We start from the raw sequence: 22,286 nt of genomic DNA, 5'->3' as shown, positions 1-22,286 counted from the left end.
TTACTTATAAACCACTAGCCTGGCGCATAAATAATCGTTTAATCGGGATAAATTCATTGCATGCCCGCAATCCGAGGCTGCGTAATGAGGTAACGGGAGAGGCGGCGGTTCCAAATAATCTTTTAAATCCCTCCATAAGTAAAATAATTTGCCACACAGAATACTTCCGTTCCCTTTGGTATGCCCTCAAGATTTTATTTGATGTCAATTCCCTTCTACCCATTTCCAGACAGTTTATCCAGCTTTTCACATCGGCCAGACCAACATTTAACCCAAGACCGGCTAATGGATGAATAGTGTGGGCTGCATCACCAAGTAGTAACCAGCGATGTCCTACATATTGCTTGACATGCCTCATTTGTAAAGGAAATTGATGGCGGCTGCTTACCACCTTTATTTGCCCTAGCTGGCTTCCAAATGCCTTAGTCAATTCCCCGTTAAATTCATTATCATCAAGTAATTTCAATCGCATCGCATTATCAGGATGAGTTGACCAAACGATCGAACATTGATTGGGATTGGATAATGGTAAAAAAGCCAAAGGACCATCAGGATTAAATACTTGAAAAGCCGTATTCCGATGCGATTTTTCACTATTTACTGTCGCAACCAACGCTTGTTGCTCATACGACCAACTGGTTAAATCCACCTTAAGCTTATGACGTATAGGGGAGTTAGCGCCATCAGCTATCATCAATAACTGTCCTTCCCAGGTAGTATTTTGGCCAGAGATCTTGATATTCTGCTCTAAATTGCACACCTCGTCTATTACACTTTGAGGAAATAAACTAATTTTGGATTCTAATGATATTTGACGAAATAGAGCTTGTTTTAAGATTGATTCTTCAATAATTGCCCCTAAATTTGGTTCAGCAATACTGCGAGAATCAAAGTCAATATAAGCTCCACTCACACCATCCCAAACATGCATTTTATTATAAGGAGCGACTCGAGCATCATCCAGGTGTTGCCACACGCCTAATTCACTTAATAACAATTTTGATGCTTTATTGATGGCATAAACACGCAAATCACTCTTGTCTGTATTGACCGTCAATGTCCCGGCATCGATAACAGCAACAGTATAATGACGTTGGGCCATAGCTAAGGCTGCAGTCAAGCCAACAATTCCACCTCCAATGACAAGTACATCAAAATGCTGGCTCATTGAAGTTCCCCCCCTGCACTCAATGCAATTTCACAAACCAAATCAGGAGTCATTCCGCCAAAACCACGGGCGTATCGTGCTAATAAATTTTTTAATGCCGGTATATTATCCAGTGCCAGCAATCCAAGGTTACGCGCTACACCCATACCGGGTAAACGACTGGTAAATAGATGTATCAAACCGTCTGTTAGCCAAGTGATCATTTGCTGATCATGTGCTCGTAATTTCAAATAATGCCCCAACATCTGTGGATTTAATCCCTTTTGGCTAATGCATTGCGCCAAGGTCGCAATATCTCTTAAACCCAAGTTAAACCCCTGACCTGCAACAGGATGCAACGTGTGAGCAGCATTACCAACAAAGACAACAGGCCATTTGGTTTGCTGGGGCATTAAAACTTGTTTCAGGGGATAGGAGTATCGCTTTCCTACTTTACCAAATCGCCCTAACCTATACCCAAAGGCAGTTTGCAGCTCGCGCAAAAAATCATCATCATTCAACATCACTAAGCGTTTTGTCTCTTCAGGCTTTGATGCCCACACCAGTGACATTTTGTCATCCATCATAGGCAATAATGCAAGAGGGCCATTAGGTGTAAACCGCTCAAAAGCACGATTACCATGCGGTTTTACCAGACCTACATTGGCGACAATAGCCTCTTGATCATAATCTTTTATTTTGACTGGTAGATTACAAAGGTGGCGTGTCATCGATTCCGTCCCATCAGCTGCGACAATTAATTGAGCCCGGATGGATATTATATCGGGGCCATTAGTGACAGTGGCAATAGAATTGTTAAAATCGATAGCTTTTAAAGCAGCTGGAGCCAGCAAGTGCTCTTTATTGATTAGAATACTCAAAGCCCTATTAATGTATTGCATTTCTACTACATAGCCCAAAGGGCTATTTTTCTCGCCATGCAAACGAGAAACTCCAAAGCGATGCTGATCAGAAACATGAATCATATGAATTGGTGTTGTATATTCTTTTAGGCTCTCCCAAACTCCCAACATCGCCAATATACGTTGACTTGCAGGTGATAACGCCAATGAGCGAGCATCAAAATCAGGATTTACCTTGTCACTGTATGGCCTGGATTCCACTAAGGTAACAGTGAAACCCAAACCCTGCAGAGCCAGGGATAAGCTTGCACCAGTCAAACCACCGCCAATAATCAGTATATCAGTCTCTTTATTCGCCACGCATCAACGCCTCAATATCATCTACATTAACAGGCAAGGCACCCGTCAATACCTCACATCCGCTCCTGCTTACCAGAATATCATCTTCTATACGCACACCAATATCCCACCATCGTTTATCAACACCCTCCATCCCTGCGCTGATATACAGTCCTGGTTCTACTGTTAATACCATCCCGGCCTCTAAAGGGCGCCATTCATTATTGATTTTATATCGCCCGACATCATGCACATCCAATCCTAACCAATGCCCTGAATTATGCATATAAAATGGTTTATATGCTTCATTTTTAATGAGATCCTCCAAATCTCCCTTCAAAATTCCTATATCACAGAGTCCCTCAGTAAGAATTCTGATAATAGTCTGTTGAATGTGATTCCAGGGAAGGCCCGGTTTAATCGCTGCTATGCCAGCCTTTTGTGCTTTCAATACCAATTCATAAATGATTTTCTGCTCAGGGCTAAAAGTACCGCTTACCGGGAAAGTTCTGGTAATGTCCGCGGCATAACTACCGTATTCACCCCCTGCATCAATAAGCACCAAATCACCGCGGCGCAAAGGTTTGTTATTTTCTGTATAATGAAGAATGCAGGCATTGGCGCCACCACCCACGATAGGGTCATAAGCTACACTACGACATCCATGACGGCTAAACTCATAAATTAATTCTGCCTCCAGTTGATACTCATACTCCATTTTCTGACAAACTTGCATCGCTCGTTTATGAGCAGCAACGGAAATACTGGCTGCCTGTCTCATTAACTCTAATTCCGCCTCACTTTTAATCAATCGCATTTCGCTTAGAATAGGTTCGAGATCGCACAAAGACTCAGGCGCCTTAATGCCCCTTCTCACCTGAGCTTTTAGTGATGATAAAACATACCTGATTTTTTTTTCCAATGATAAATTACGACTGAGGTTATAGTATATGGCAGATTTCCCGCTGAATAGTTTAGGAAGCTCTTCTGTAATACTGCTTAGTGGGTATGCCGCCTGCACTCCAAGTTCTCGCAAAGCGCCATCCTGACCTAATCGTTTACCTGTCCATTGTTCTTCCGCAGGATTTCTTGGGCGATTAAACAAAATACTTTGGCTATCTTTTCCCGCAATAATAACCAACAAAGCATCAGGCTCATTAAATCCTGTTAAATAATAAAAATCACTGTCCTGTCGAAATCGATAATGAGTATCTCCACTGCGCAGCACTTCGTGTGCTGCGGGTATTACAGCAACACTATCATCAGGCAATTGCGCAGCTAATTTTTTTCTTCTCGCCTTATATTCTTGTTGGCTTATCATATCAATTTCCCTTTTCACTTTAATAAATAGAACAAATGAGCAATCCTTCAAAAAATCAAAAAACCAATAAATACAAACAACCTCAATACCTTATTAACTTGCCATCAATGGGTTGATCCTGAATCTCTGCGTTCTCTTTCATGCAAAACCAAATCGCTGTGCAACCGAAGTACTGCCATACGAGTGTATTCACTGACCTCCATTAGAGCTTTCTCATCTTCCTCACCTACCTCCAACGATTCGCAATCCAGCTCTGCAAATTCTATAAGGTGCTGAAGAGCCTCCTGAGATTCCTCTTCATAAAACTGCTCCATTCCAACGCCGACAATAGTTAATCCCTGGGTAAATCCTTCACACCACTCACTAAAAGCCTGAGCACGAACAACCAAAGATTCGTTGTCATCGGGCAATAACATTTCAAATTCAAAATCAAAATTATTCATTTGTTGCTGACTAATTGAAAAGACAGAAAACATGGATAATAACGCATTACGACTTTGCTCATCTTTTTTATTATTTAATAAAGCACGTATATAGGCCTCACCTTGACTATCAGCCCCTGCACAAAGATAACCGCACATGATTCCGTGTAATTCGCTACCGGACATGGTTAATGCTAAAACAGAAATGGATTGCACAAAATCATCGTACTCAGGTAAATGCAGCGAATCATTATCTAAAGACATAGTTAACCCTATTTAAAAAGATAGCTAATGATACCCCATTTAGAATCTGTGTTCACCTGCTACACTTTCTCACCACCTATGATTTTCATAATTTGCTGCATTAAGGCAAAATTGCTACTATTTGCTTAATACCGTGCAAATACAAAGGCGTAATAATGACCAATATTAAACTCTGTAAAATAAAATTATTAAATAAAATCTATGAAATCAAATGCCCTGATGGAGAAGAAGTGAGCTTAATACTCGCCGCAGAAAAACTTAATGAGAAAATGCAAAATAACAAAAATAAATTTAAACATTTGGATAATTTCCACATCCTTTTGCTTGCTGCTCTGGATATTGGCCATGAATTAATTTTATGCAAAAATGAACAGGAGCAACAGCGATTACAGGTGACTCAATTTATATCTTCTTTGGAAAATAAAATTAATAAAGCAGTAGTTGGCTCTGAAACGGATAGCAGCCAATAGGCAGATAAATTAAGTATTCCTCGGCAAACCATCCTATACTATTGATATTAATAGCAAACAATTAAAAGGAATTAGCTATGCGACGTCAATGGTATATCGGATTTGGGGTTATCCTTTTATGTCTCTTTGCCCTGTTTGCCATGCTACAGGATATTGTCTGGTTTTTTGCCTTCTTGATACCTGTCATAATCCTGTGGATTTATGATGTATTGCAAACAAAACACACCATTTTACGCAATTTTCCAGTACTAGGTCACGTTAGATATTTTTTGGAATTTCTTCGTCCTGAGATTCAACAATATTTCATCGCCACAGATGAAAGCGAGCTTCCTTTTAACAGGGAAACCCGCTCCATGATTTATCAACGGGCAAAAAATGTCAGAGATACCATCCCATTCGGAACGGAGCGAGATATTCTAAGCGTTGGTTACACTTGGGCACTCCATTCCTTATCGCCGAAACACTCCAGTGAAGTGGAACCAAGAATTGATGTGGGTGGACCTGATTGTAAAAAACCTTACAATGCCTCCCGATTGAACATATCAGCCATGAGCTTTGGCTCTTTATCGGCTAATGCCATAATGGCATTAAACAAAGGAGCAAAAATTGGAGGATTTTACCACAATACAGGAGAAGGAGGATTAAGTCCTTACCATTTGCAAGGCGGTGACATTGTTTTTCAAATTGGCACGGCTTATTTTGGATGCCGCGACGACAAAGGTAATTTTGACGAAAATGAATTTATCAAAGAAGCTTCCCGCGATGAAGTAAAAATGATAGAAATTAAATTATCACAAGGTGCAAAACCATCCCATGGTGGAATTTTACCTGCGGCCAAATTAACGGAAGAAATAGCAAAAGTAAGAAAAGTATCCATGGGCAAAGATGTTTTATCACCAATTGCTCATACCGCTTTTGATAATCCCGTCGGCTTACTTCATTTTGTAAAACGATTACGCGATCTTTCAGGCGGTAAACCCGTAGGCTTTAAACTCTGCCTGGGGCGAAGACATGAGTTTATGGCTATTTGCAAAGCCATGCTGAAAACGAATATTTTACCTGATTTTATTACAATAGATGGTTCCGAAGGTGGGACAGGAGCAGCGCCGGTTGAATACACCAATTTTATAGGAACTCCTTTGGAAGCTGGTCTGGTTTTTGTTCATAATGCTCTTGTTGGTACTGGGGTGCGCGATAAAATTCGCGTGATTTGCAGTGGAAAAGTGACCAACGGGTTTGACTTGCTCACTAATATTGCTCTTGGAGCTGATATCTGTAATTCAGCAAGAGCCATGATGATGTCAATAGGATGTATCCAGTCAAAACAATGCAATGCTAATACCTGCCCGACGGGAGTTGCCACCCAAAAGAAACGTCTTCAGTATGGTCTTGTTGTTGATGAAAAAAAATTTCTTGTTGCCAATTTCCACAATAATACGATAAAAAGCTTTTTGGAAATGGTTGGTGCTTTGGGATTAAACAATCCTAGTGATTTAAAACCATCCCATATCATGAGACGAATTGGGGTAGATGAAGTCAAATCTTTTGATCAAATCTATACTTACGTTAACCCAGGCCAATTTTTAAAAGGCAATATTCCTGATGAGTATAAAATCCACTGGGAACATGCTGATCCTGACAAGTTTTAATATCAGCGAGGCCTTTGCATCTAACTATTGTAATTCGTATTCAATCTAAAAAACGGGAAAACGAATGGGAGGTGATATTAAGCCTAGATTCATTTCTTTAGCAATGATGTAAATTCAGTCACATTGACCGCTCGAGAAAAATACAATCCCTGACCATATAAACAACCTAAATCTCTTAATTTTTCCAATGTATTTTGATCAGCAATACCATCCACCAGGGGCTCCCACCCTAATGTTTGGGCCAGTTTTACTATAGCCTCTACAATTTTGGCTTTTTTTGCGTCTTTGGCTATTTTCAGTACGAAAGACTTCTCAATTTTAATGTTTTCGATAGGGAAATTAGTCAAATGAATAAAGGAAGAGTTTTCGCTGCAAAAATCATCGATGCATAATTTGATTCCCATGGTTGACAATCGTTCAAAAACTTCTTTGGTAACCATCTGCTCAGTTAAACAAGCCCTTTCGGTAAATTCAAGTTTCAAAAATTGTGGAGAGATCTCATAATCATTTAATAATTTCTCAATTAAATCAGGCAACTCACGGTTCACTGACAGATTTGCCGAGACAAAAATTTTATGTCCAGCATCATGCCAGGCAGCTAATTGCTTTATGACTTCTTTAAGCATAAGGGTTGTCAAATTATGAATTAAACTGGTTCCCTCGATTAAAGGCATGAATTTTTCCGCATTCAATAAACCTAATTCAGGATGTTCAAAACGAGCTAATGACTCAGCACCTACAATTTGGCCATTAGCTAATTCAACTATTGGCTGGTAATAAATTTTCAAATCTTTGTTTTCAATGGAGCGCTGCAGTTCATTCATCACAATCCGATTATGAATAAGATCTTCTTCCATTTCAGGGCTGTAAACTGCATAGGATTTGTTTTCTTTTCGTGCCTGGTAAACTGCAATAAGGGCATGATTTACTAAAGCATCATCTTCTTCTCCATGGATAGGATAGATAGCAGCACCAACGGTAGTGACCAGATTGATATTAATTCCATCCACCATTAGGTTACTATTTAGCAAGATAAGCAGATGAATTAACAGCTCATCAATTTCCAAATCCTTTTTAAGTCTTGGCATCAATATGGCAAATTCATCACTTTGCAATCTTGCCACCATATTAATTCCAAGAGACGCTTTTAGCATGTAAGGATCAATCAAAACCGATTTTAATTTTTCAGCAAATTGCTTTACGATATTATTGGTATTAAATGAGCTGAAATTATAATTAAGCTCATTAATTTTTATCACAATAACGGCTAACTCACCTTGTGCTCCCAATTGTTCAATGGCAAGCCGTATTTTTTCATTTAACAAGCGGTTGTTAGGCAAATTGGTCAAGCTATCATATTTGAGTTTTAATTCCAGATTCCCACTAATATTTAAAAGCTCTTTGGTTTTATCAACCAGTAAACTCTCCGCTTTGTTAACCAATCCATAACAAAACGCTTGCCCCCAATACACAAACATAAAAGGTGTTAAATCCAGAATCCAAATTGCCGGGTTAGATCTTTGAGCCTGAATAAATCCTCCTAAACTCACAGATCCAGTCAGTTGATAGGAAACAATACAACTTGCAATCAAGATACTGCCAACAGAAATAAGCAATCCTAAAAAGGCATATCGATTAACATGACCTTTGAGGATAACAGAACTATGTGCCAAATTAGATTTAATATTCATGGATTAACAGTAATTCCCTTACGCCTGTCAGCAGGCTGGTTTTTAATTCCTCATCCCTTCTACAACCACTTCAATGCTCTACAAAAAACCGAATAAATGGAATACTTAATGATTAGTATAGTCTAAAGAAAAAATAACAAATGCTATATCGTATGGAGTTTTTCTAGATGTAAAAACCAGGTTGATGTTATAATCTAATTAACCCGATGGCGAGTGATTTTAGAACCAACACTCACAGCCAGGGAAGCATCCTGTTATCGGCGTTGAGCAAGCCCACCAATAGAGTGGGAAGCCTGAACCGATGCATTCGCTGCCCACTTGAACCCAAGGGTTCAAAATCCGGTACCCATCGGGTTATACCTTCATCAACTGCTCTTTTAATAGCAGGTATTCATCCCGAACTTTAGCTGCCAATTCAAACTCCATGTTTTGAGCATGGGAATACATTTGTTTTTCCAGTGCATTAATTTGCTTTGCCAATTCCTGAGGAGACCAATGGGTGTATCGGGGAGCTTGTTCGGCAACCAATGTTTTGCGCTTGCCTATATAAGCACCCTCCAAAATGTCCTCAACCGATTTATTAATTCCCTTGGGAGTAATGCCATGTTCCAAATTGAATGTTTTTTGTTTTTCACGTCGTCTCTCTGTTTCCGTCAATGCTCTTTGCATCGAACCGGTAACGGTATCTGCATACAAAATAGCGCGCCCCCTCACATTACGTGCTGCACGACCAATTGTTTGAATTAAAGAACGCTCCGAGCGTAAAAAACCTTCCTTATCAGCATCTAAAATAGCAACAAGAGCAACCTCGGGCATATCAAGACCTTCGCGCAATAAGTTAATTCCTACCAGAACATCAAACTCACCCAAACGCAAATCACGAATAATTTCCATGCGTTCAACCGTATCGACATCGGAATGCAAATAGCGCACCTTGATCCCGTGCTCACTCAGGTACTCTGTCAAATCCTCTGCCATACGTTTAGTTAATGTCGTTACAAGAATACGGCTGCCTTGGGCGATCACCTGCCTGATTTCAGACATGAGATCATCGACCTGGGTTTTCACCGGCCTTATTTCCACCTCAGGATCAATCAATCCGGTGGGTCTTACCACTTGCTCAGCCACATTATCTGAATGCTCCTGCTCATAAGGCCCTGGCGTTGCTGAAATATAAATAGTCTGCGGCGAACGTTCTTCAAATTCTTCAAAACGTAAAGGCCTGTTATCCAAGGCAGAAGGCAAGCGAAATCCATAATTAACTAATGTTTCCTTGCGCGCCCTGTCTCCGCGATACATGCCACCTATTTGAGGAACAGTAACATGCGATTCATCGATAATTAGCAAAGCCTCAGGTGGGAGATAATCAAAAAGAGTAGGTGGCGCTTCACCCGCTTCGCGGTTGGATAAATAACGCGAATAATTTTCAATGCCAGAGCAATAACCTAACTCCAACATCATCTCAATATCAAAACAAGTTCTTTGTTCCAAACGCTGAGCTTCTACCAGCTTATTTTGTGCATTCAATTCAGCCAGTCTTTCCTGCAACTCTACTTTTACTTTTTCTACTGTTTCTAAAATACGTTCTCTGGGAGTGACATAATGAGTTTTAGGAAAAATGGTGACGCGTGGTAACCGCTGTAAAATTTCTCCCGTTAAAGGATCAAAACGGGCAATATTATCCACTTCATCGTCAAAAAGCTCAATTCTTATCGCTTCTTTCTCGGAATCAGCCGGGAAAATATCAATGACATCACCGTGCACCCGGAATTGGCCGCGCTCCAGGCTGAGATTGGTTCGTGTGTACTGCATTTCTGCAAGACGCTTTAAAATTTTACGCTGATCGGATTGTTCTCCACGGGAGAGATGTAATAACATACGCAAATAGGAATCCGGATCGCCCAATCCATAAATGGCAGAAACCGTCGCTACAATAATGGCATCCTTGCGTTCAATCAACGCTTTGGTTGCGGACAAGCGCATCTGCTCTATGTGTTCATTAATGGAAGCATCCTTTTCTATAAACGTATCTGAAGCAGGTACATACGCTTCGGGCTGATAATAATCGTAGTAGGAAACGAAATATTCTACGGCATTATCAGGAAAAAAGGCTTTAAACTCCCCATAAAGTTGAGCCGCAAGCGTTTTGTTCGGCGCCATGATCAAAGTGGGTCTTTTCATGGCTTGAATAACATGAGCTATAGTAAATGTTTTACCAGAACCGGTAACGCCTAATAATGTTTGTTTGGCCAAACCTGATTCAAGACCATCAATTAAAGAGGCTATAGCTGTAGGTTGATCACCGGCAGGTTGGTAATTTGAGTAAATTTTAAATAAGTCTTTCATATTTTATATTATATGCTAGTACCCCTATAATTCACAGGAGCAACAGATGGATATCGCATTGGCAAAGCGTGTACAAAAAGTAAAACCCTCACCTACCCTTGCCGTAGCTGCAAAAGCAGCGCAGATGAAAGCCCAAGGCCTTGATATCATTGGCCTTGGAACTGGTGAACCTGATTTTGACACGCCTCAACACATAAAGCTAGCCGCCATCTCTGCTATTGAAGCAGGTGACACGAAATACACTGCTGTAGACGGGATAGTCGAACTAAAGGAAGCCGTTAAAAACAAATTCAAAAGAGACAACGCTCTGGATTACCAACTCAATCAGATATTAGTCTCCGTAGGGGGGAAACAAAGCTGTTATAATCTCTGCCAAGCTTATCTTAACCCAGGCGATGAAGTCATCATCCCTGCTCCTTATTGGGTATCCTATCCTGACATGGTTTTGCTGGCCGATGGTGTTCCTGTCATCATTGAAACCACTCCTGCACAGCGTTATAAAATCAATGCACAACAACTCGAACAAGCCATCACTCCAAAAACCAAAATGATTTTCCTGAACAGCCCTTCCAACCCCTCAGGAATAGCCTACACTCAGGAGGAATTAAAAGAATTGGGCGAGGTTTTGAAAAAACATCCACAGATACTGATTGCCACGGATGATATGTACGAGCATATTATCTGGAGTCAAGCTTTTGCAAATATTCTCAACGCCTGCCCTGAATTATACGACAGAACCATCGTATTAAACGGAGTATCCAAAGCTTATGCCATGACAGGCTGGCGGATAGGCTATGCAGCTGGCCCTGCTCCATTAATCAATGCGATGAAAACCATTCAATCCCAATCCACATCCAATCCATGCTCCATAGCACAAAGAGCTGCCGTAGCGGCTTTGAATGGCAGCAATGAGAGCATTGAAGAAATGGTCAACGCCTTTCATCAAAGGCACGACTATGTGGCCGATAGATTGCAAAACATCGATGGCATAGAAGTTATCCCCGCCGACGGAACCTTCTACATTTTTCCCAGTGTGCAGGCGATTATCGAAAAACGAGGTTACGTCAATGACATCGAATTTTCCGAAAAATTGCTGAATGAAGTAGGTGTAGCACTGGTTCCAGGCTCCGCTTTCGGCACAGAAGGCTGCATCAGAATATCCTTCGCCACCGGTATTGATACCCTGAAAGATGCCTTGAACCGATTACAACGTTTCTGCAGTTAAAAAATATATTAAAAACCACTTGATTCTCTCGCGGAATCGTTTTAAGATTCCGCCTCAATTCCCCGGTAGCTCAGTCGGTAGAGCGGATGACTGTTAATCATTAGGTCACAAGTTCGAGTCTTGTCCGGGGAGCCATTCCCAGTCTGGGTTTTGGCGAAATTCAATCAAACCTTAAATTTTACGTGTCGAATATGTGTCGAAGTTTGAGATGAAGTTGACTCGAGCACTCGAACACAACACTTCAACCTTATGCCACTCGCTTTGCAAATAAATAATGGGATATATACGATGAATTGGATTGATAAGACTATCGGCATTCTATTTAAACCATTTTTGAAATGTATCTCATGGATTGTTAATAAGGCAAATTATTACTATCCTGCTCATCCCTTAAAAACATTAACTATTGCGAGTGTAAATCGAACACATTCTTGTTGGTGGCATATGGGAAAAATGAATAATAATGACGTTATGCAAGTTGTTGGTGATTTTTTGCTAACCAACATTTCAAACCAAGATATACAGCTTTCTGGTGTACTAATTAATAAGAAAAAAAAGATCAAAGGAATGGTACTAATAAAGGGTAAAAAATACGCATCCGCACATTATCTTATTCCTTCTGGGGTGAGTGTTGAAGTTAACTCAATGACGTTCATTCAGCCACCAGTGAATGAAATTGGTCAAATATATCAAGATGATATAGCTATTATTGATAATTTTGGAAATGAACACTGGTTTGATAAATGTCGTTTCGACTATATATGACAATATTACGATGCACTAATTCAGCCAGCTACTTTTTTCAACAAATAACTCATAATCCGTTGGTCCTGGTTTCAAGTCCTAGTGGGCCGACCAATGAAATCAAGTAGTTACGCTATTTTTTAGAAAATCGCGAAAAATCATGTAGACACAATGTAGACAATCCAACAGAGACTCTAATGGTTCGTTCAAGTATAACTATAGTTAGTCGATAACAAGGTTATATTACCAATTACGGTTATTCGATGCAGAAGATTAATGCCGATAAACAAATTGAGGGATTAATTCAGTATCTTTCATTTCCGGATGAAAAAGGAAATGCGGACCTAATACGAAATTACTTTAGATCGAAGTATCCCGAATTTAAATGCGAAACTCAGGCTAACAATGCTGATGGCTATGTCCCAGGTCACTTTATTCTTGAACTGAAAAGTAAGCAGAAAGATTGGTTCAAAGGACTAATTCAAGGATTGGCATACAAACGAATACTCGATGTAACAGTAATAGTTGTAGCCACAAATCATTTTCTAGGAGTTTGGGATGTCAAAAATATTCCAAACCAGATTCTAGAAGACATCTACCAGAGCGACTCATCCGCCAGTAGTCTTGGAATACAGTTGGCTAAAAAATATCGAAGGAAGCCAGAGGGTCAGATCTTGCCTTTTGCTTTTCACTACCCAAAAGACAAAATCTGCCACAAGCGCTCAATAAATTATTTCTCCAGGCTCCATCATCTTCACGAATCCCTTTTATGCAATTCAAGGATGCTACAATAAAACCGTCTAATTCCTAAATAGCCAGCTTAGTTCGTCCGTCTCTTCATCGTTTGGCCTGAGAGCGGTTTTATTCACAGGCTGAAAGAGTTTTGTATAATATTCTTTACGTTCGTGGTCTTTTGAGAGCGCTGACTCGTGTGAAAGCTCATGCGTAAAAACCTTCTCTTGTGTTTTTTCCACAGTGTCCGTCTCTTGGATGTCATAATGGTTATCCAGATTCGCATCAATAAGTGATATGTATCTATCATCTGAGAGAACTTCTTTTAAAAGCGTATTGTTTTTATTAATTTTTTTATAAAACTGTATCGCCGACTTTGATAGGCTTACAGCAAATACAACCAAGGATACGCCGATCAATATAGGACCAATTGGCCAGGCAGCAATTCCCAAAAACAGTCCTGCCACACCAACAATAAGGCTTGTAAGAGAAGTGCCAAGGTCAATAAATCTCCCCAGACTCCGGGTGCGCTTGCGATCACATGCGATGTCGTAAAGCCTACTTGGCCCCTCTTGTTTAACAAAGGCTAATTTTTTGTCAAGTCGGTAAAGCTTAAAAACTAGCAGCACACGTGTTTGCTTATCGTCGATCCGCGTGTTGAGAAGTTTTTCGTAATTGGCTTGTCGCTTTTCTTTAATATTTTCCACATATTGTTCAGGGTTATCTTTATACTGATTTATGAGTACATTTTCCTTACGCACGTCCGAATAAAGGTAGTATGACGCATCTAGTACACCATACCCCATCACGCCGATACCAAGATATACCCACATCGCAGGGAATAACGTTCCCAGATAGATCAGTGGTATAGCCCCTGCTGCAGCTGCAATGAGAATACCAGCCGACATCACACGACTGAAATTTGAGACTGTTGGATCAAGTATTCTTGCAATGGTACTGCTCACAAAACCAATGACTGAAAAAAGCACTCCCAGGATGCCTAGGGCAAAGCCCGCGCTTTCCGTAAGGACAATGATACGTGTCATGTAATACAGAATGCTCGACAGAGAGTTTGTGGCGAGCCCCGTGCTGCGCAAGTAGACAAAGGCTGAATTATTGTTCTGTAGGTTCCTCTTGATTTCTATGCTCATCTGGCAGAACTGGAATAAATATAAAAAATGTTCATTATACAAGGTCTGTCTTAAGGGAACTTTAAGAATCTTGGATATCGATAGCTCGATGATCGACTTTTTATCTGTTAACAGTGTATAGCTAGCATAGCCGGGATGCAAGCGCTGTCATACGCCCGGATTTCGTTCCACTTCATCCGGGCTACGCTTGCTAGTTGAATTACATAAGCAACATGAATAAAGCCATTCCTATCATCATTAAATTTTCAGTGAGTGAAATAAATCCTAAAGGCACGTTACTATCACCGCCCACACAGGCACATTTAAGCTCGCGCTTGTCGATATAAACGGCTTTAAAAACAGAAAGAGTACCTACAGTTCCAATAAATAAGGCAACTGGAATGGAAAGCCAATTTAACGCTCCTGCAATCATTAATATCCCTGCTAAACCTTCAGCAAATGGGTAAATATAGCTGTAAGGAACCCAGCGTTTGGCCAGGAGGTCATAGTTTAAAAACATGGTTGAAAAGCTTTCGATATTCTGGAGCTTTAATAAAGCAAGAACGGCCATGCTAAATGCAATAAACCAGCTTAAAACATGTGGTGTAAAAGGGTTAGCAAAGCGAGCATAGCTCACTGCCATCGCCATTAAAGCGGTAATCGCGAACAACACAATGACGGGGCGATAACTTTTTTCTTTTGGATCTCTTATTTTCTTTCCAAGGTAACGCCGTAAATCGTCATACCCCCCTATACGCTCATCGTTGATAAAAGTTTGAGGTGTGGTTTTTACATTGTGTTTATCCTTAAACGCATCGACCTGTTCACGGGTTGTTAACCAATTATCTTCTACCTCATAGCCTCGACGTCTTAATAAATCTCTAGATTTGATACCATAAGGGCAAACATGATGCTCTATCACCATACGATACAAAACTGCTTTTTTAATTGAAGTATTGTTCATTTCTATCCCCTATGATTAATGGCCTATAAATAGTAATATAGACTCCGTACTATAGTACGGAGTCAAGTAATGAATAATAAAACAATTGGTGAATTTGCTAAATTATGTGGGGTTGGGATTGAAACCATACGTTATTATCAACGCCAAGGACTACTTCAGGTTCCGTTGCTTAACAAAGAACTTGGGGCTGGAAAAATAAGGCGTTATAGTGACAATGATATAAGTCGTTTAAGGTTTATTCTTTTAGCCAAAAAAGCAGGTTTTACTTTAAAAGAAATAAAAGAACTATTAGAGTTTGATGCTAAAAATGATCGGGAGCACGTAAGAGATATGGCTGAAAGGCGTATTGAAAAACTTAATTTAAAAATTAATGAATTAACCGAGGCTCGGAATAGACTCTCACTTTTAGTAACAAAATGTATGGAAACCAGCTCTTCACCTTGCCCCATTCTTATGACCTTTGAGATAGGCTAAACCCATAAAAATAGAAAGCTTAGCATGGAAGGAGGGCTAAGCTAAGCACGTGACCCAGATATACCTTTATCACCAATTTTCTCTCCAAACTCCCCTATCACAGCCACACCACCCCAATTCTCATCCAATAACCCAGACTGAACATAATGAGAAAAACTGGAGTAAAGCCATTCTTTAGTTGTGGCAGCATACTTATGCTTTACAGGGTTAATCAGTCCTTGACTTCCGAACCACAATGAAAACCCAGGATATGGGCTTGTGCCCTCCTCCCAGGTTACTTGCTTTGAATTAACTTGATTTTGGAGTATAGCCCATAGTAATAGAAGAAAGAAAATTAATTTTATCAGGATCATAGTCATTTTGAGGATGTGTATTTATGTATTTATCTGACATGACTAAATAGTTATTAATAAATCCTTCATAGACCGATTGCCCTCCCAGCATTTCCAATTCACAAAGATCGGCAAAATGAGCATTAACCTCGCCACGGCTGTCCACACCAAATTTAGCAGCTAAGCGTTCTTTTGCAGATTCTCTAACTCTGACAAAACAATTTTCATCAAGAAAGTCACGATATGGTTTGTATTCCTCAGGGCATCTGTCAATAACAGGATCTCTTGAGTGGGATGTGGTTCTCCCTATCCTTATTTCTTCTGCATATTTAGCCACTTTGGAGGATAAAGTTGCGGTAGTTAGGGTTTGATCCCCTTCATGTTGAATATAGCACTGGTAGGGATCTGAATGGATGTATTTTTGCCCAGGGGTAACATTCCATCCGGTAAATTCCAGCAAATTTTTAGCAATGGATTTTGATGCTGAAGGAATTAAAGGAGATCGATCGATTAAGCCTGAAACAACGGCTTTAAACGATTTAAATGCATTGTTCATTATAAGTCGTACTTTTATATCAGCTTGCTTCTCAATCTCATTTTTTACCTCCAGCGCTACTGACGCCCCAAAACAATCGCCTTGCAAAACAATATCATCTGGCTTGACGCCTTGATTTAATAAAGACAAAACCACTGCAATACCGGCGTTGGTTAAATCATTAGCTTCCACAACCTCTCCGGTACTCATCCCGATACCTGGAAAATTGAGCGCATGTACCGTTGCCCCCGTTTCTTTTGCCGCAGCGCTAATATCCCGAAAGCACGCTTGATAGTAGGTATTTGCGCCAGGAAAATATACAATGTGTTTACCAGTACCTGGTTTTTGAGGAGAATCTGGCTCTGGTTCGCATTTCAGGATCTCCAATTCACACCAATCCCCTGAAACTAATTGAGAGGGCACCCTGTTTAATGTTAATTCAAGATTCTGAAATGCGTTAAAATAAGTGGCTTCAGGATTGGTTTTTTGTTGATTAAGAAAATCAGCAAATGGTGCCAGGAAATCTTTATCAGTATCTTGAGCGCCATAGCCCTTTTTTTTATACCAATCCCCCACTCCCTCTGAGAACAATAATTTCGCAACAGAGACCTTCAAATGATTCTGAAAGAATGAACTATTTCGCGTCTTTGGCCCTTTACTTTTGGTCATTATTATCTCAAACTGATAACATAATGAACGTATCAATTTAAGTATAGTACGACGATTTGGAGCAATTCAAATTCAGACACCATTGAAGATCTTTGTTACTTCAATCCTTTGCATAGCCCATTTTTATAAACTTCAGTTAACACCATATATATTCGAAACCCTTGTACCAGGTAAGCCATAATCATTTATTTGGTTTTAGCTGAATGGCAATAGCCATTCGTAAATGGTAGCTGAAAAGAGGAAGTGTATGAAACTCATGGTTTTCAGTACCAGGCATGGGTTTGTAGTAAGCGTTTAAAAGTAAAAACTCATCTACGCGTTTTTCGGCTCAATAATCAATAAATTACCATCACGCGTCACTACCCCTAGCATGATTGCATTAATCAATCTATGAATGGACACATTGTAATAGTGATCGCCAGAGACCGGATTCGTTTTGTAAGGATCGGCAACCACCACTAAACGATGCTTTTGATTGTATCCACATAAAACAACGAAATGCCCACACGGTCGACCACGGATATTATCACTCCTGGATTTGCCTTCATTATTGAATAATTCGCGACTGCAGTTATACAGATAAGTAGAGCTAAGCCCGGCCAATATGGGAATCTGCCTGGCAAAATATTCCTTTAAAATTTCCGCAGTCAGGCAGCGAAAATAGATAGCGCCCCCCAATGTCAGAAAATCAAGTACTGCATGTGTTCCGCGAGCAAGATGCTGATTACGTTTATACCTCATTTGTTGCATGAGCATTTCTCTGAGAACGTTGGTATTTGATGAGCCATCGCTATTAAACCAGGTAGGATCATACAATTCTAAATTATTCACATAAAGAGTAGCGTTATACCCTAATTGCAAGGCGTGTTTACCCAGCATGGGAGCCAATGTTCCACCAGATAAGGAACGCTCTACCTCGCTCGCCACCTCTTCATAACTGATATCCAAGCCATAATGTTGGTATATGGCATGTAAACAGGTTGGCCCGCAAGATTCATCATCGGGTTGGGAGTTTATTTTAAAATCAATCATTATAGTATCCAATATAGGATCAATTTTATATCTTTTTGATTTAAATTTAGGCTTATCTTGATTTTATGTCAATGAACCACTTCCTGCTGTTCAAACATTCAGTCCACCAAACCACTTGCCTTAATAAACAAACATAAAGATTGGTTATTCCAAATCGAGAGATGCTGTGTCATCAACATAATTTTTTAGTGATTGCCAGGCATAATTGGAGACCATGCCGTGCTCTTGATTATTTAACCGCATAGCATAGATATCCATAGTAACGGCTACATAATCCTTAGTATTTAACTGAACCAAAGAGCCCTCTGCCAACTCCTTTTTAACCAGATGATCAGGTAAACGGCCAATACCCATACCCGATAAAATCAGTTGTTTACGAATATACATATCACCCACTAACCATTTGGGCATGGAATTACTTAATGGCTCAATCTTGAGTTGATATAATTCCTGTTGTGTGCCAGCTATCATAATTTGCATGCAGTATATTCCCAGTTTGGGATTATTTATTTTTTCTTTATGCTGGTCATAATAGTCCTTACTCGCAACAGGAATCATTCGTATGGAAGGCATACGCAAATATTCTATCTGCGGAGAGCGAATATGGCTTGCAGCTATACATAAATGACACTCTCTTTTTTCCAGACGCTCAAGACATCGAACAAAAGTATTGTTACTTAGTGAAAAACAAGTTTCGGGATAGTGCCTTATGAACGATTGAATAAGCGGAGCATATACTGCCAATGGTAAAGCAATATCAAGATCTATAGAAAATTGTGTTTCTACTCCTGATCTCAATGTTTCAGCACTATTTTCCAATTGAATAAATAGAGCGACCACTTCTCTTGCTTTTTGATAAAAAGCTTTACCTTTCGCAGTGAGTTGTGGGCGGTATACTCTTCTATCAAACAGTTCAAAACCCAAACTGGATTCCAATTTTTTTATGGCATTAGTTATTGCTGGTTGTGAACGGTGTATCTTTTCTCCAGCAGCAATAAATCCACCCGATTCAACAATTGTAATAAATACCTGGATCTGCGAAAAATTTATCATAATTAAAAATTATCAAGATAATTATAAAATAATATTTTTATTATATGATCTTTATAGTTATGGTAAACCGAATGAGTGAATTGATTTTAATACTTGCTGGAGGCTTCATGATAAGAGAATACATGGATAAGAGAAACGACCAATTTACTACCGAAATTTTAAATTATTTTAGCGACCTAAAAAAATTTTCGACGAGTTATCTTGAATGGTTAACAATGGAGCATTATCAGTTTTCGTTAAACAATACTCGTTTTTTAATGAATTCTCATATCCAGACAAAGTCACTTTCTGATCCTGGAGTTTCCGAAGAGTTACTCGCTAACTATAATGAAGAAAAAAATCATGCTCAAATGTATCGACATGCACTAAAAAAAATAGGGCTGGATGTAACAAACAGGATTCCGTATGTAGCAACCAGACAATTTTTTATGAGCATTGAAACTTTGATTGGGGTTAATGCATCGAAAACCCTTGGTGTCATGTACGCCACTGAAACAGCTGCGATTTTTGAGCATATTTTATTTAAAAAAATAGGTGCTGAGCTTTGCCAAAGAAACGGTTTGGATTTTGAAAATTCTCGCATCAAGCAATTCCATGATTTACACCTGGATGGAGTAGAGCAGGCACATAAAGATGAGTTAGGCAAGTTTATGGATCATACTCTTGCTCAAGAACAGGTTGATCCCAATATTTTTCTCCAAGAAAAAGAAATATTGGATGGCGCGTATGCGGCGGTCGATATAATGGAAGATTGGTGGGCTGGTTTAATTAACGCAAAGGAACACCTTTTGGTACAAGCTCATGCTCAATAAACTTACGTGGCTAACCGGCAAAGCGCAAGAAGACTGGATAGAGAAAATTTTACATTTGCGGCAAAAGATTTGGCCTGATTATCAACGCATTAAAAAAGACCATATTCTTAAGTTGTACAGTCATTATCCTTTATATCAGTGGCTATCTCACTATAATGGTGAGGTAGTTGCGATTATTAATTCGTTGCCTGTAGCATTTCATCAATCACTGGATAATTTGCCACAAGAAGGATTAAATTGGATCCTGTCTCATCTGGAATTTACAATACCCAACCCACCAAATTATCTTGCTGCTGTATCAGTGACTGTAAATCCAGCTTACCAAAGACTTGGTTTAAGCAAACTCTTATTGAATCGGTTAAAAGCAAGTGCACAAGAGGCTCAATATAATGCCCTAATAGTGCCAGCCAGACCTAGCCAAAAGGAAAACTACCCTCTTATTTCCATAGAGGATTATTTGAAGTGGAAAAAAGCGGATAATACTATTTTTGATCCTTGGTTAAGAGTTCATGCACAACTGGGAGGAAAAATAGCTCATCCATGTCAGCAATCACGCATGATCACAGCGAATGTTGCTCAGTGGGAGCAATGGCTCGGTCATCCATTGCTTCAAACTGGTCAATATCTTGTTAAAAGCGGATTAAATCCTGTAATTATCAATAAAGAAGAGGATGTCGGAATATACATTGAAGCAAATGTCTGGGTTATTCATGATTTGTAGCTGATTTTTGCCATGTCCCGTTGTGACACGAGGTAAACAAACTTGTCTGTCTTTGGTACATGAACTATACGTTTTTTCAAACCCTGGATGTCCTTCTGCTGTGCCTTTCCAGTAATTTGAAAAAATATCCAAAAGAACGTAAAAATCAAATCAACAGGACTTACGAAAACCCCAAGATCAAGGCAAAAAATGTTGTTAATGAGGAAGTTTAGATCAAATAAATGACCGAATTAAAAACTTTTTTTAACAAAGAGATTGGGATTTTTCGTAAGTCCTGATAAATTCTCATCTTAGGCAAAACAAGGAAACCAAATGTCAAATTTTCAATACAGCCAAGGAAAAAAGCTACGTGAAGCTTTAATGAAAGAAAAACCATTACAAGTTGTAGGAACAATAAATGCCTATACCGCTTTGCAAGCCCAAAAAGCAGGATTTCATGCCATTTATCTTTCAGGAGCAGGGGTGGCTAATGCCTCTTACGGCTTACCAGACCTGGGAATTACCACATTAAATGATGTAGTTGAAGACGCACAGCGCATCATGAGCGCGGTTGATTTGCCTTTACTTGTCGATATTGATACAGGGTGGGGTGGCGCTTTTAGCATCGCACGCACTATCAAGGAAATGATTAAAGCAGGGGTAGCCGCGGTTCATATTGAGGATCAGGTTCAAGCCAAGCGCTGTGGTCACCGCCCAGGTAAGGCACTGGTTGAAAAAGAAGAAATGATTGATCGCATTAAGGCCGCCGTGGATGCGAAAACCGATCCTGATTTTGTTATTATGGCAAGAACCGATGCCCTCGCTAATGAAGGTTTAAATACAGCGCTAGAGCGAATTAGTGCTTATATTGAAGCAGGGGCAGATATGATTTTCTTTGAGGGCGTGCGTAAACTTGAAGAATATCAGGCATTAACTGAGCAATGCAATGTTCCGGTATTGGCCAATATCACCGAATTTGGAGTCACTCCATTATTTACATTGGAAGAATTAAAAGAAGTGGGAATTAGCCTCGCCCTTTATCCTTTAAGTGCATTTCGGGCAATGAGTGCTGCCGCAGAAAAAGTTTATAACACAATCCGCAAAAACGGTACCCAAAAAGACATTCTGGCAGAGATGCAAACCCGCGAAGAGTTGTATCAGGTATTAAATTACCATTTTTACGAAGACAAGCTTAATGAACTCTTTATGAAAGAAAAAACAATGTGAATATCAATTAATTACCAGAACTAATTTGAGAAAATAAGGTTTTATATGCCTGGATAGAGGATTACCTGCCTGATATTGATGTTTATAAGCAATCGATTAACTTTCTATCCAGACACGCATTCAAAAGCAATCCATTTAAAACTTG

The 22,286-nt window shown here is 39.6% G+C and carries 21 protein-coding genes, 1 tRNA gene and 1 other RNA gene; 11 read left to right on the top strand and 12 right to left on the bottom strand.

What is annotated here, in order from left to right:
* Positions 1 to 4: 4 nt before the first annotated feature.
* From OQJ02_RS00375 to OQJ02_RS00360, 4 genes are all read right to left on the bottom strand, one after another.
* Positions 5 to 1,168 carry a UbiH/UbiF/VisC/COQ6 family ubiquinone biosynthesis hydroxylase gene (locus tag OQJ02_RS00375; RefSeq protein WP_265717374.1) on the bottom strand — a complete coding sequence of 388 codons (1,164 nt, stop codon included), beginning with the start codon at positions 1,166 to 1,168 and terminating at the stop codon, positions 5 to 7.
* A complete protein-coding gene (gene ubiH / locus OQJ02_RS00370; protein ID WP_265717373.1) occupies positions 1,165 to 2,370 on the bottom strand; it encodes a 2-octaprenyl-6-methoxyphenyl hydroxylase in 1,206 nt (401 codons plus the stop codon). The genes OQJ02_RS00375 and ubiH overlap by 4 nt, the downstream gene beginning before the upstream one ends.
* Entirely contained in the window at positions 2,360 to 3,670 is a 1,311-nt protein-coding gene (pepP, locus tag OQJ02_RS00365; RefSeq protein ID WP_265717372.1) for a Xaa-Pro aminopeptidase, read from the bottom strand. Before pepP ends, ubiH begins: the two co-directional genes overlap by 11 nt.
* Positions 3,671 to 3,774: 104 nt before the next feature.
* Positions 3,775 to 4,356 carry a UPF0149 family protein gene (locus OQJ02_RS00360; protein ID WP_265717371.1) on the bottom strand — a complete coding sequence of 194 codons (582 nt, stop codon included), beginning with the start codon at positions 4,354 to 4,356 and terminating at the stop codon, positions 3,775 to 3,777.
* A gap of 155 nt (positions 4,357 to 4,511) precedes the next feature.
* Here OQJ02_RS00360 and OQJ02_RS00355 point away from each other — a divergent pair, with 155 nt between their 5' ends.
* Together OQJ02_RS00355 and OQJ02_RS00350 are read left to right on the top strand one after the other, a co-directional pair.
* Positions 4,512 to 4,826 (top strand): cell division protein ZapA, encoded by a 315-nt coding sequence (locus OQJ02_RS00355; protein WP_265717370.1) that lies wholly within the window; start codon positions 4,512 to 4,514, stop codon positions 4,824 to 4,826.
* A gap of 77 nt (positions 4,827 to 4,903) precedes the next feature.
* The gene (locus OQJ02_RS00350; protein ID WP_265717369.1) at positions 4,904 to 6,475 is read left to right on the top strand and encodes an FMN-binding glutamate synthase family protein; all 1,572 of its coding nucleotides are present in this window, start codon (positions 4,904 to 4,906) and stop codon (positions 6,473 to 6,475) included.
* A gap of 89 nt (positions 6,476 to 6,564) precedes the next feature.
* Here OQJ02_RS00350 and OQJ02_RS00345 read toward each other — a convergent pair whose 3' ends face one another.
* A complete protein-coding gene (locus OQJ02_RS00345; protein WP_265717368.1) occupies positions 6,565 to 8,166 on the bottom strand; it encodes a putative bifunctional diguanylate cyclase/phosphodiesterase in 1,602 nt (533 codons plus the stop codon).
* 197 nt (positions 8,167 to 8,363) lie between these two features.
* On the opposite strand from OQJ02_RS00345, the gene ssrS reads away from it, so the two are divergent.
* A non-coding RNA gene (gene ssrS / locus OQJ02_RS00340) (6S RNA) lies at positions 8,364 to 8,526 on the top strand.
* Here ssrS and uvrB read toward each other — a convergent pair.
* Complete coding sequence (gene uvrB / locus OQJ02_RS00335; RefSeq protein ID WP_265717367.1) at positions 8,521 to 10,512, bottom strand: excinuclease ABC subunit UvrB; 1,992 nt, start codon at positions 10,510 to 10,512, stop codon at positions 8,521 to 8,523. The genes ssrS and uvrB overlap by 6 nt on opposite strands.
* A gap of 46 nt (positions 10,513 to 10,558) precedes the next feature.
* On the opposite strand from uvrB, the gene OQJ02_RS00330 reads away from it, so the two are divergent.
* The 4 genes from OQJ02_RS00330 to OQJ02_RS00315 all read left to right on the top strand — a co-directional run bounded on the left by OQJ02_RS00330 (position 10,559) and on the right by OQJ02_RS00315 (position 13,275).
* Positions 10,559 to 11,737, top strand: coding sequence for a pyridoxal phosphate-dependent aminotransferase (locus OQJ02_RS00330; RefSeq protein ID WP_265717366.1), 1,179 nt, complete (start codon positions 10,559 to 10,561; stop codon positions 11,735 to 11,737).
* Positions 11,738 to 11,796: 59 nt separating this feature from the next.
* Positions 11,797 to 11,872: transfer RNA gene (locus OQJ02_RS00325), tRNA-Asn, on the top strand.
* Between the two features lie 153 nt (positions 11,873 to 12,025).
* Positions 12,026 to 12,502, top strand: a complete 477-nt coding sequence (locus OQJ02_RS00320; RefSeq protein WP_265717365.1) for a hypothetical protein — start codon at positions 12,026 to 12,028, stop codon at positions 12,500 to 12,502.
* A 242-nt stretch (positions 12,503 to 12,744) separates the two neighbouring features.
* On the top strand, positions 12,745 to 13,275 hold the full coding sequence (locus OQJ02_RS00315) for a hypothetical protein (protein ID WP_265717364.1): 531 nt from the start codon (positions 12,745 to 12,747) through the stop codon (positions 13,273 to 13,275).
* Positions 13,276 to 13,281: 6 nt separating this feature from the next.
* Here OQJ02_RS00315 and ceg2 read toward each other — a convergent pair whose 3' ends face one another.
* Both ceg2 and OQJ02_RS00305 read right to left on the bottom strand, forming a co-directional pair.
* A complete protein-coding gene (gene ceg2 / locus OQJ02_RS00310) occupies positions 13,282 to 14,364 on the bottom strand; it encodes a lpg0059 family Dot/Icm T4SS effector (protein ID WP_322783397.1) in 1,083 nt (360 codons plus the stop codon).
* Between the two features lie 199 nt (positions 14,365 to 14,563).
* A complete protein-coding gene (locus tag OQJ02_RS00305) occupies positions 14,564 to 15,307 on the bottom strand; it encodes a glutaredoxin family protein (protein ID WP_265717362.1) in 744 nt (247 codons plus the stop codon).
* A 69-nt stretch (positions 15,308 to 15,376) separates the two neighbouring features.
* Here OQJ02_RS00305 and OQJ02_RS00300 point away from each other — a divergent pair, with 69 nt between their 5' ends.
* Positions 15,377 to 15,781: a MerR family transcriptional regulator gene (locus OQJ02_RS00300; protein ID WP_265717361.1), complete on the top strand. Its 405-nt coding sequence runs from the start codon at positions 15,377 to 15,379 to the stop codon at positions 15,779 to 15,781.
* A gap of 41 nt (positions 15,782 to 15,822) precedes the next feature.
* Here the strand turns inward: OQJ02_RS00300 and OQJ02_RS00295 are convergent, their stop codons facing one another.
* The 4 genes from OQJ02_RS00295 to OQJ02_RS00280 all read right to left on the bottom strand — a co-directional run bounded on the left by OQJ02_RS00295 (position 15,823) and on the right by OQJ02_RS00280 (position 19,402).
* A complete protein-coding gene (locus OQJ02_RS00295; protein WP_265717360.1) occupies positions 15,823 to 16,017 on the bottom strand; it encodes a hypothetical protein in 195 nt (64 codons plus the stop codon).
* Between the two features lie 52 nt (positions 16,018 to 16,069).
* Positions 16,070 to 17,317 carry a Dot/Icm T4SS effector alpha/beta hydrolase gene (gene sdbB / locus OQJ02_RS00290; RefSeq protein WP_265717359.1) on the bottom strand — a complete coding sequence of 416 codons (1,248 nt, stop codon included), beginning with the start codon at positions 17,315 to 17,317 and terminating at the stop codon, positions 16,070 to 16,072.
* Between the two features lie 312 nt (positions 17,318 to 17,629).
* On the bottom strand, positions 17,630 to 18,349 hold the full coding sequence (locus OQJ02_RS00285) for a C39 family peptidase (RefSeq protein WP_265717358.1): 720 nt from the start codon (positions 18,347 to 18,349) through the stop codon (positions 17,630 to 17,632).
* 144 nt (positions 18,350 to 18,493) lie between these two features.
* Positions 18,494 to 19,402 (bottom strand): LysR family transcriptional regulator, encoded by a 909-nt coding sequence (locus OQJ02_RS00280; RefSeq protein ID WP_265717357.1) that lies wholly within the window; start codon positions 19,400 to 19,402, stop codon positions 18,494 to 18,496.
* Between the two features lie 107 nt (positions 19,403 to 19,509).
* Here OQJ02_RS00280 and OQJ02_RS00275 point away from each other — a divergent pair, with 107 nt between their 5' ends.
* The 3 genes from OQJ02_RS00275 (at position 19,510) to prpB (ending at position 22,141) form a co-directional block, all read left to right on the top strand.
* Complete coding sequence (locus OQJ02_RS00275; protein ID WP_322783396.1) at positions 19,510 to 20,214, top strand: DUF3865 domain-containing protein; 705 nt, start codon at positions 19,510 to 19,512, stop codon at positions 20,212 to 20,214.
* Positions 20,204 to 20,935: a GNAT family N-acetyltransferase gene (locus OQJ02_RS00270; RefSeq protein WP_265717355.1), complete on the top strand. Its 732-nt coding sequence runs from the start codon at positions 20,204 to 20,206 to the stop codon at positions 20,933 to 20,935. The genes OQJ02_RS00275 and OQJ02_RS00270 overlap by 11 nt, the downstream gene beginning before the upstream one ends.
* Positions 20,936 to 21,247: 312 nt before the next feature.
* Positions 21,248 to 22,141, top strand: a complete 894-nt coding sequence (gene prpB, locus OQJ02_RS00265; protein WP_265717354.1) for a methylisocitrate lyase — start codon at positions 21,248 to 21,250, stop codon at positions 22,139 to 22,141.
* Positions 22,142 to 22,286 lie beyond the last annotated feature (145 nt).

Origin of the sequence: Legionella sp. PATHC032, assembly GCF_026191185.1 — a bacterium.
GTDB lineage: Bacteria > Pseudomonadota > Gammaproteobacteria > Legionellales > Legionellaceae > Legionella.
This window is presented reverse-complemented; position numbering and strand designations above follow the sequence as displayed.

Excerpts from the sequence above, each read along its gene's own strand:
- OQJ02_RS00375 (WP_265717374.1), bottom strand. The coding sequence starts at position 1,168 with ATGAGCCAGCATTTTGATGTACTTGTCATTGGAGGTGGAATTGTTGGC.
- pepP (WP_265717372.1), bottom strand. The coding sequence starts at position 3,670 with ATGATAAGCCAACAAGAATATAAGGCGAGAAGAAAAAAATTAGCTGCG.
- OQJ02_RS00360 (WP_265717371.1), bottom strand. The coding sequence starts at position 4,356 with ATGTCTTTAGATAATGATTCGCTGCATTTACCTGAGTACGATGATTTT.
- OQJ02_RS00355 (WP_265717370.1), top strand. The coding sequence starts at position 4,512 with ATGACCAATATTAAACTCTGTAAAATAAAATTATTAAATAAAATCTAT.
- OQJ02_RS00350 (WP_265717369.1), top strand. The coding sequence starts at position 4,904 with ATGCGACGTCAATGGTATATCGGATTTGGGGTTATCCTTTTATGTCTC.
- OQJ02_RS00345 (WP_265717368.1), bottom strand. The coding sequence starts at position 8,166 with ATGAATATTAAATCTAATTTGGCACATAGTTCTGTTATCCTCAAAGGT.
- uvrB (WP_265717367.1), bottom strand. The coding sequence starts at position 10,512 with ATGAAAGACTTATTTAAAATTTACTCAAATTACCAACCTGCCGGTGAT.
- OQJ02_RS00330 (WP_265717366.1), top strand. The coding sequence starts at position 10,559 with ATGGATATCGCATTGGCAAAGCGTGTACAAAAAGTAAAACCCTCACCT.
- OQJ02_RS00320 (WP_265717365.1), top strand. The coding sequence starts at position 12,026 with ATGAATTGGATTGATAAGACTATCGGCATTCTATTTAAACCATTTTTG.
- OQJ02_RS00315 (WP_265717364.1), top strand. The coding sequence starts at position 12,745 with ATGCAGAAGATTAATGCCGATAAACAAATTGAGGGATTAATTCAGTAT.
- ceg2 (WP_322783397.1), bottom strand. The coding sequence starts at position 14,364 with ATGAGCATAGAAATCAAGAGGAACCTACAGAACAATAATTCAGCCTTT.
- OQJ02_RS00305 (WP_265717362.1), bottom strand. The coding sequence starts at position 15,307 with ATGAACAATACTTCAATTAAAAAAGCAGTTTTGTATCGTATGGTGATA.
- OQJ02_RS00300 (WP_265717361.1), top strand. The coding sequence starts at position 15,377 with ATGAATAATAAAACAATTGGTGAATTTGCTAAATTATGTGGGGTTGGG.
- sdbB (WP_265717359.1), bottom strand. The coding sequence starts at position 17,317 with ATGACCAAAAGTAAAGGGCCAAAGACGCGAAATAGTTCATTCTTTCAG.
- OQJ02_RS00285 (WP_265717358.1), bottom strand. The coding sequence starts at position 18,349 with ATGATTGATTTTAAAATAAACTCCCAACCCGATGATGAATCTTGCGGG.
- OQJ02_RS00280 (WP_265717357.1), bottom strand. The coding sequence starts at position 19,402 with ATGATAAATTTTTCGCAGATCCAGGTATTTATTACAATTGTTGAATCG.
- OQJ02_RS00275 (WP_322783396.1), top strand. The coding sequence starts at position 19,510 with ATGATAAGAGAATACATGGATAAGAGAAACGACCAATTTACTACCGAA.
- OQJ02_RS00270 (WP_265717355.1), top strand. The coding sequence starts at position 20,204 with ATGCTCAATAAACTTACGTGGCTAACCGGCAAAGCGCAAGAAGACTGG.
- prpB (WP_265717354.1), top strand. The coding sequence starts at position 21,248 with ATGTCAAATTTTCAATACAGCCAAGGAAAAAAGCTACGTGAAGCTTTA.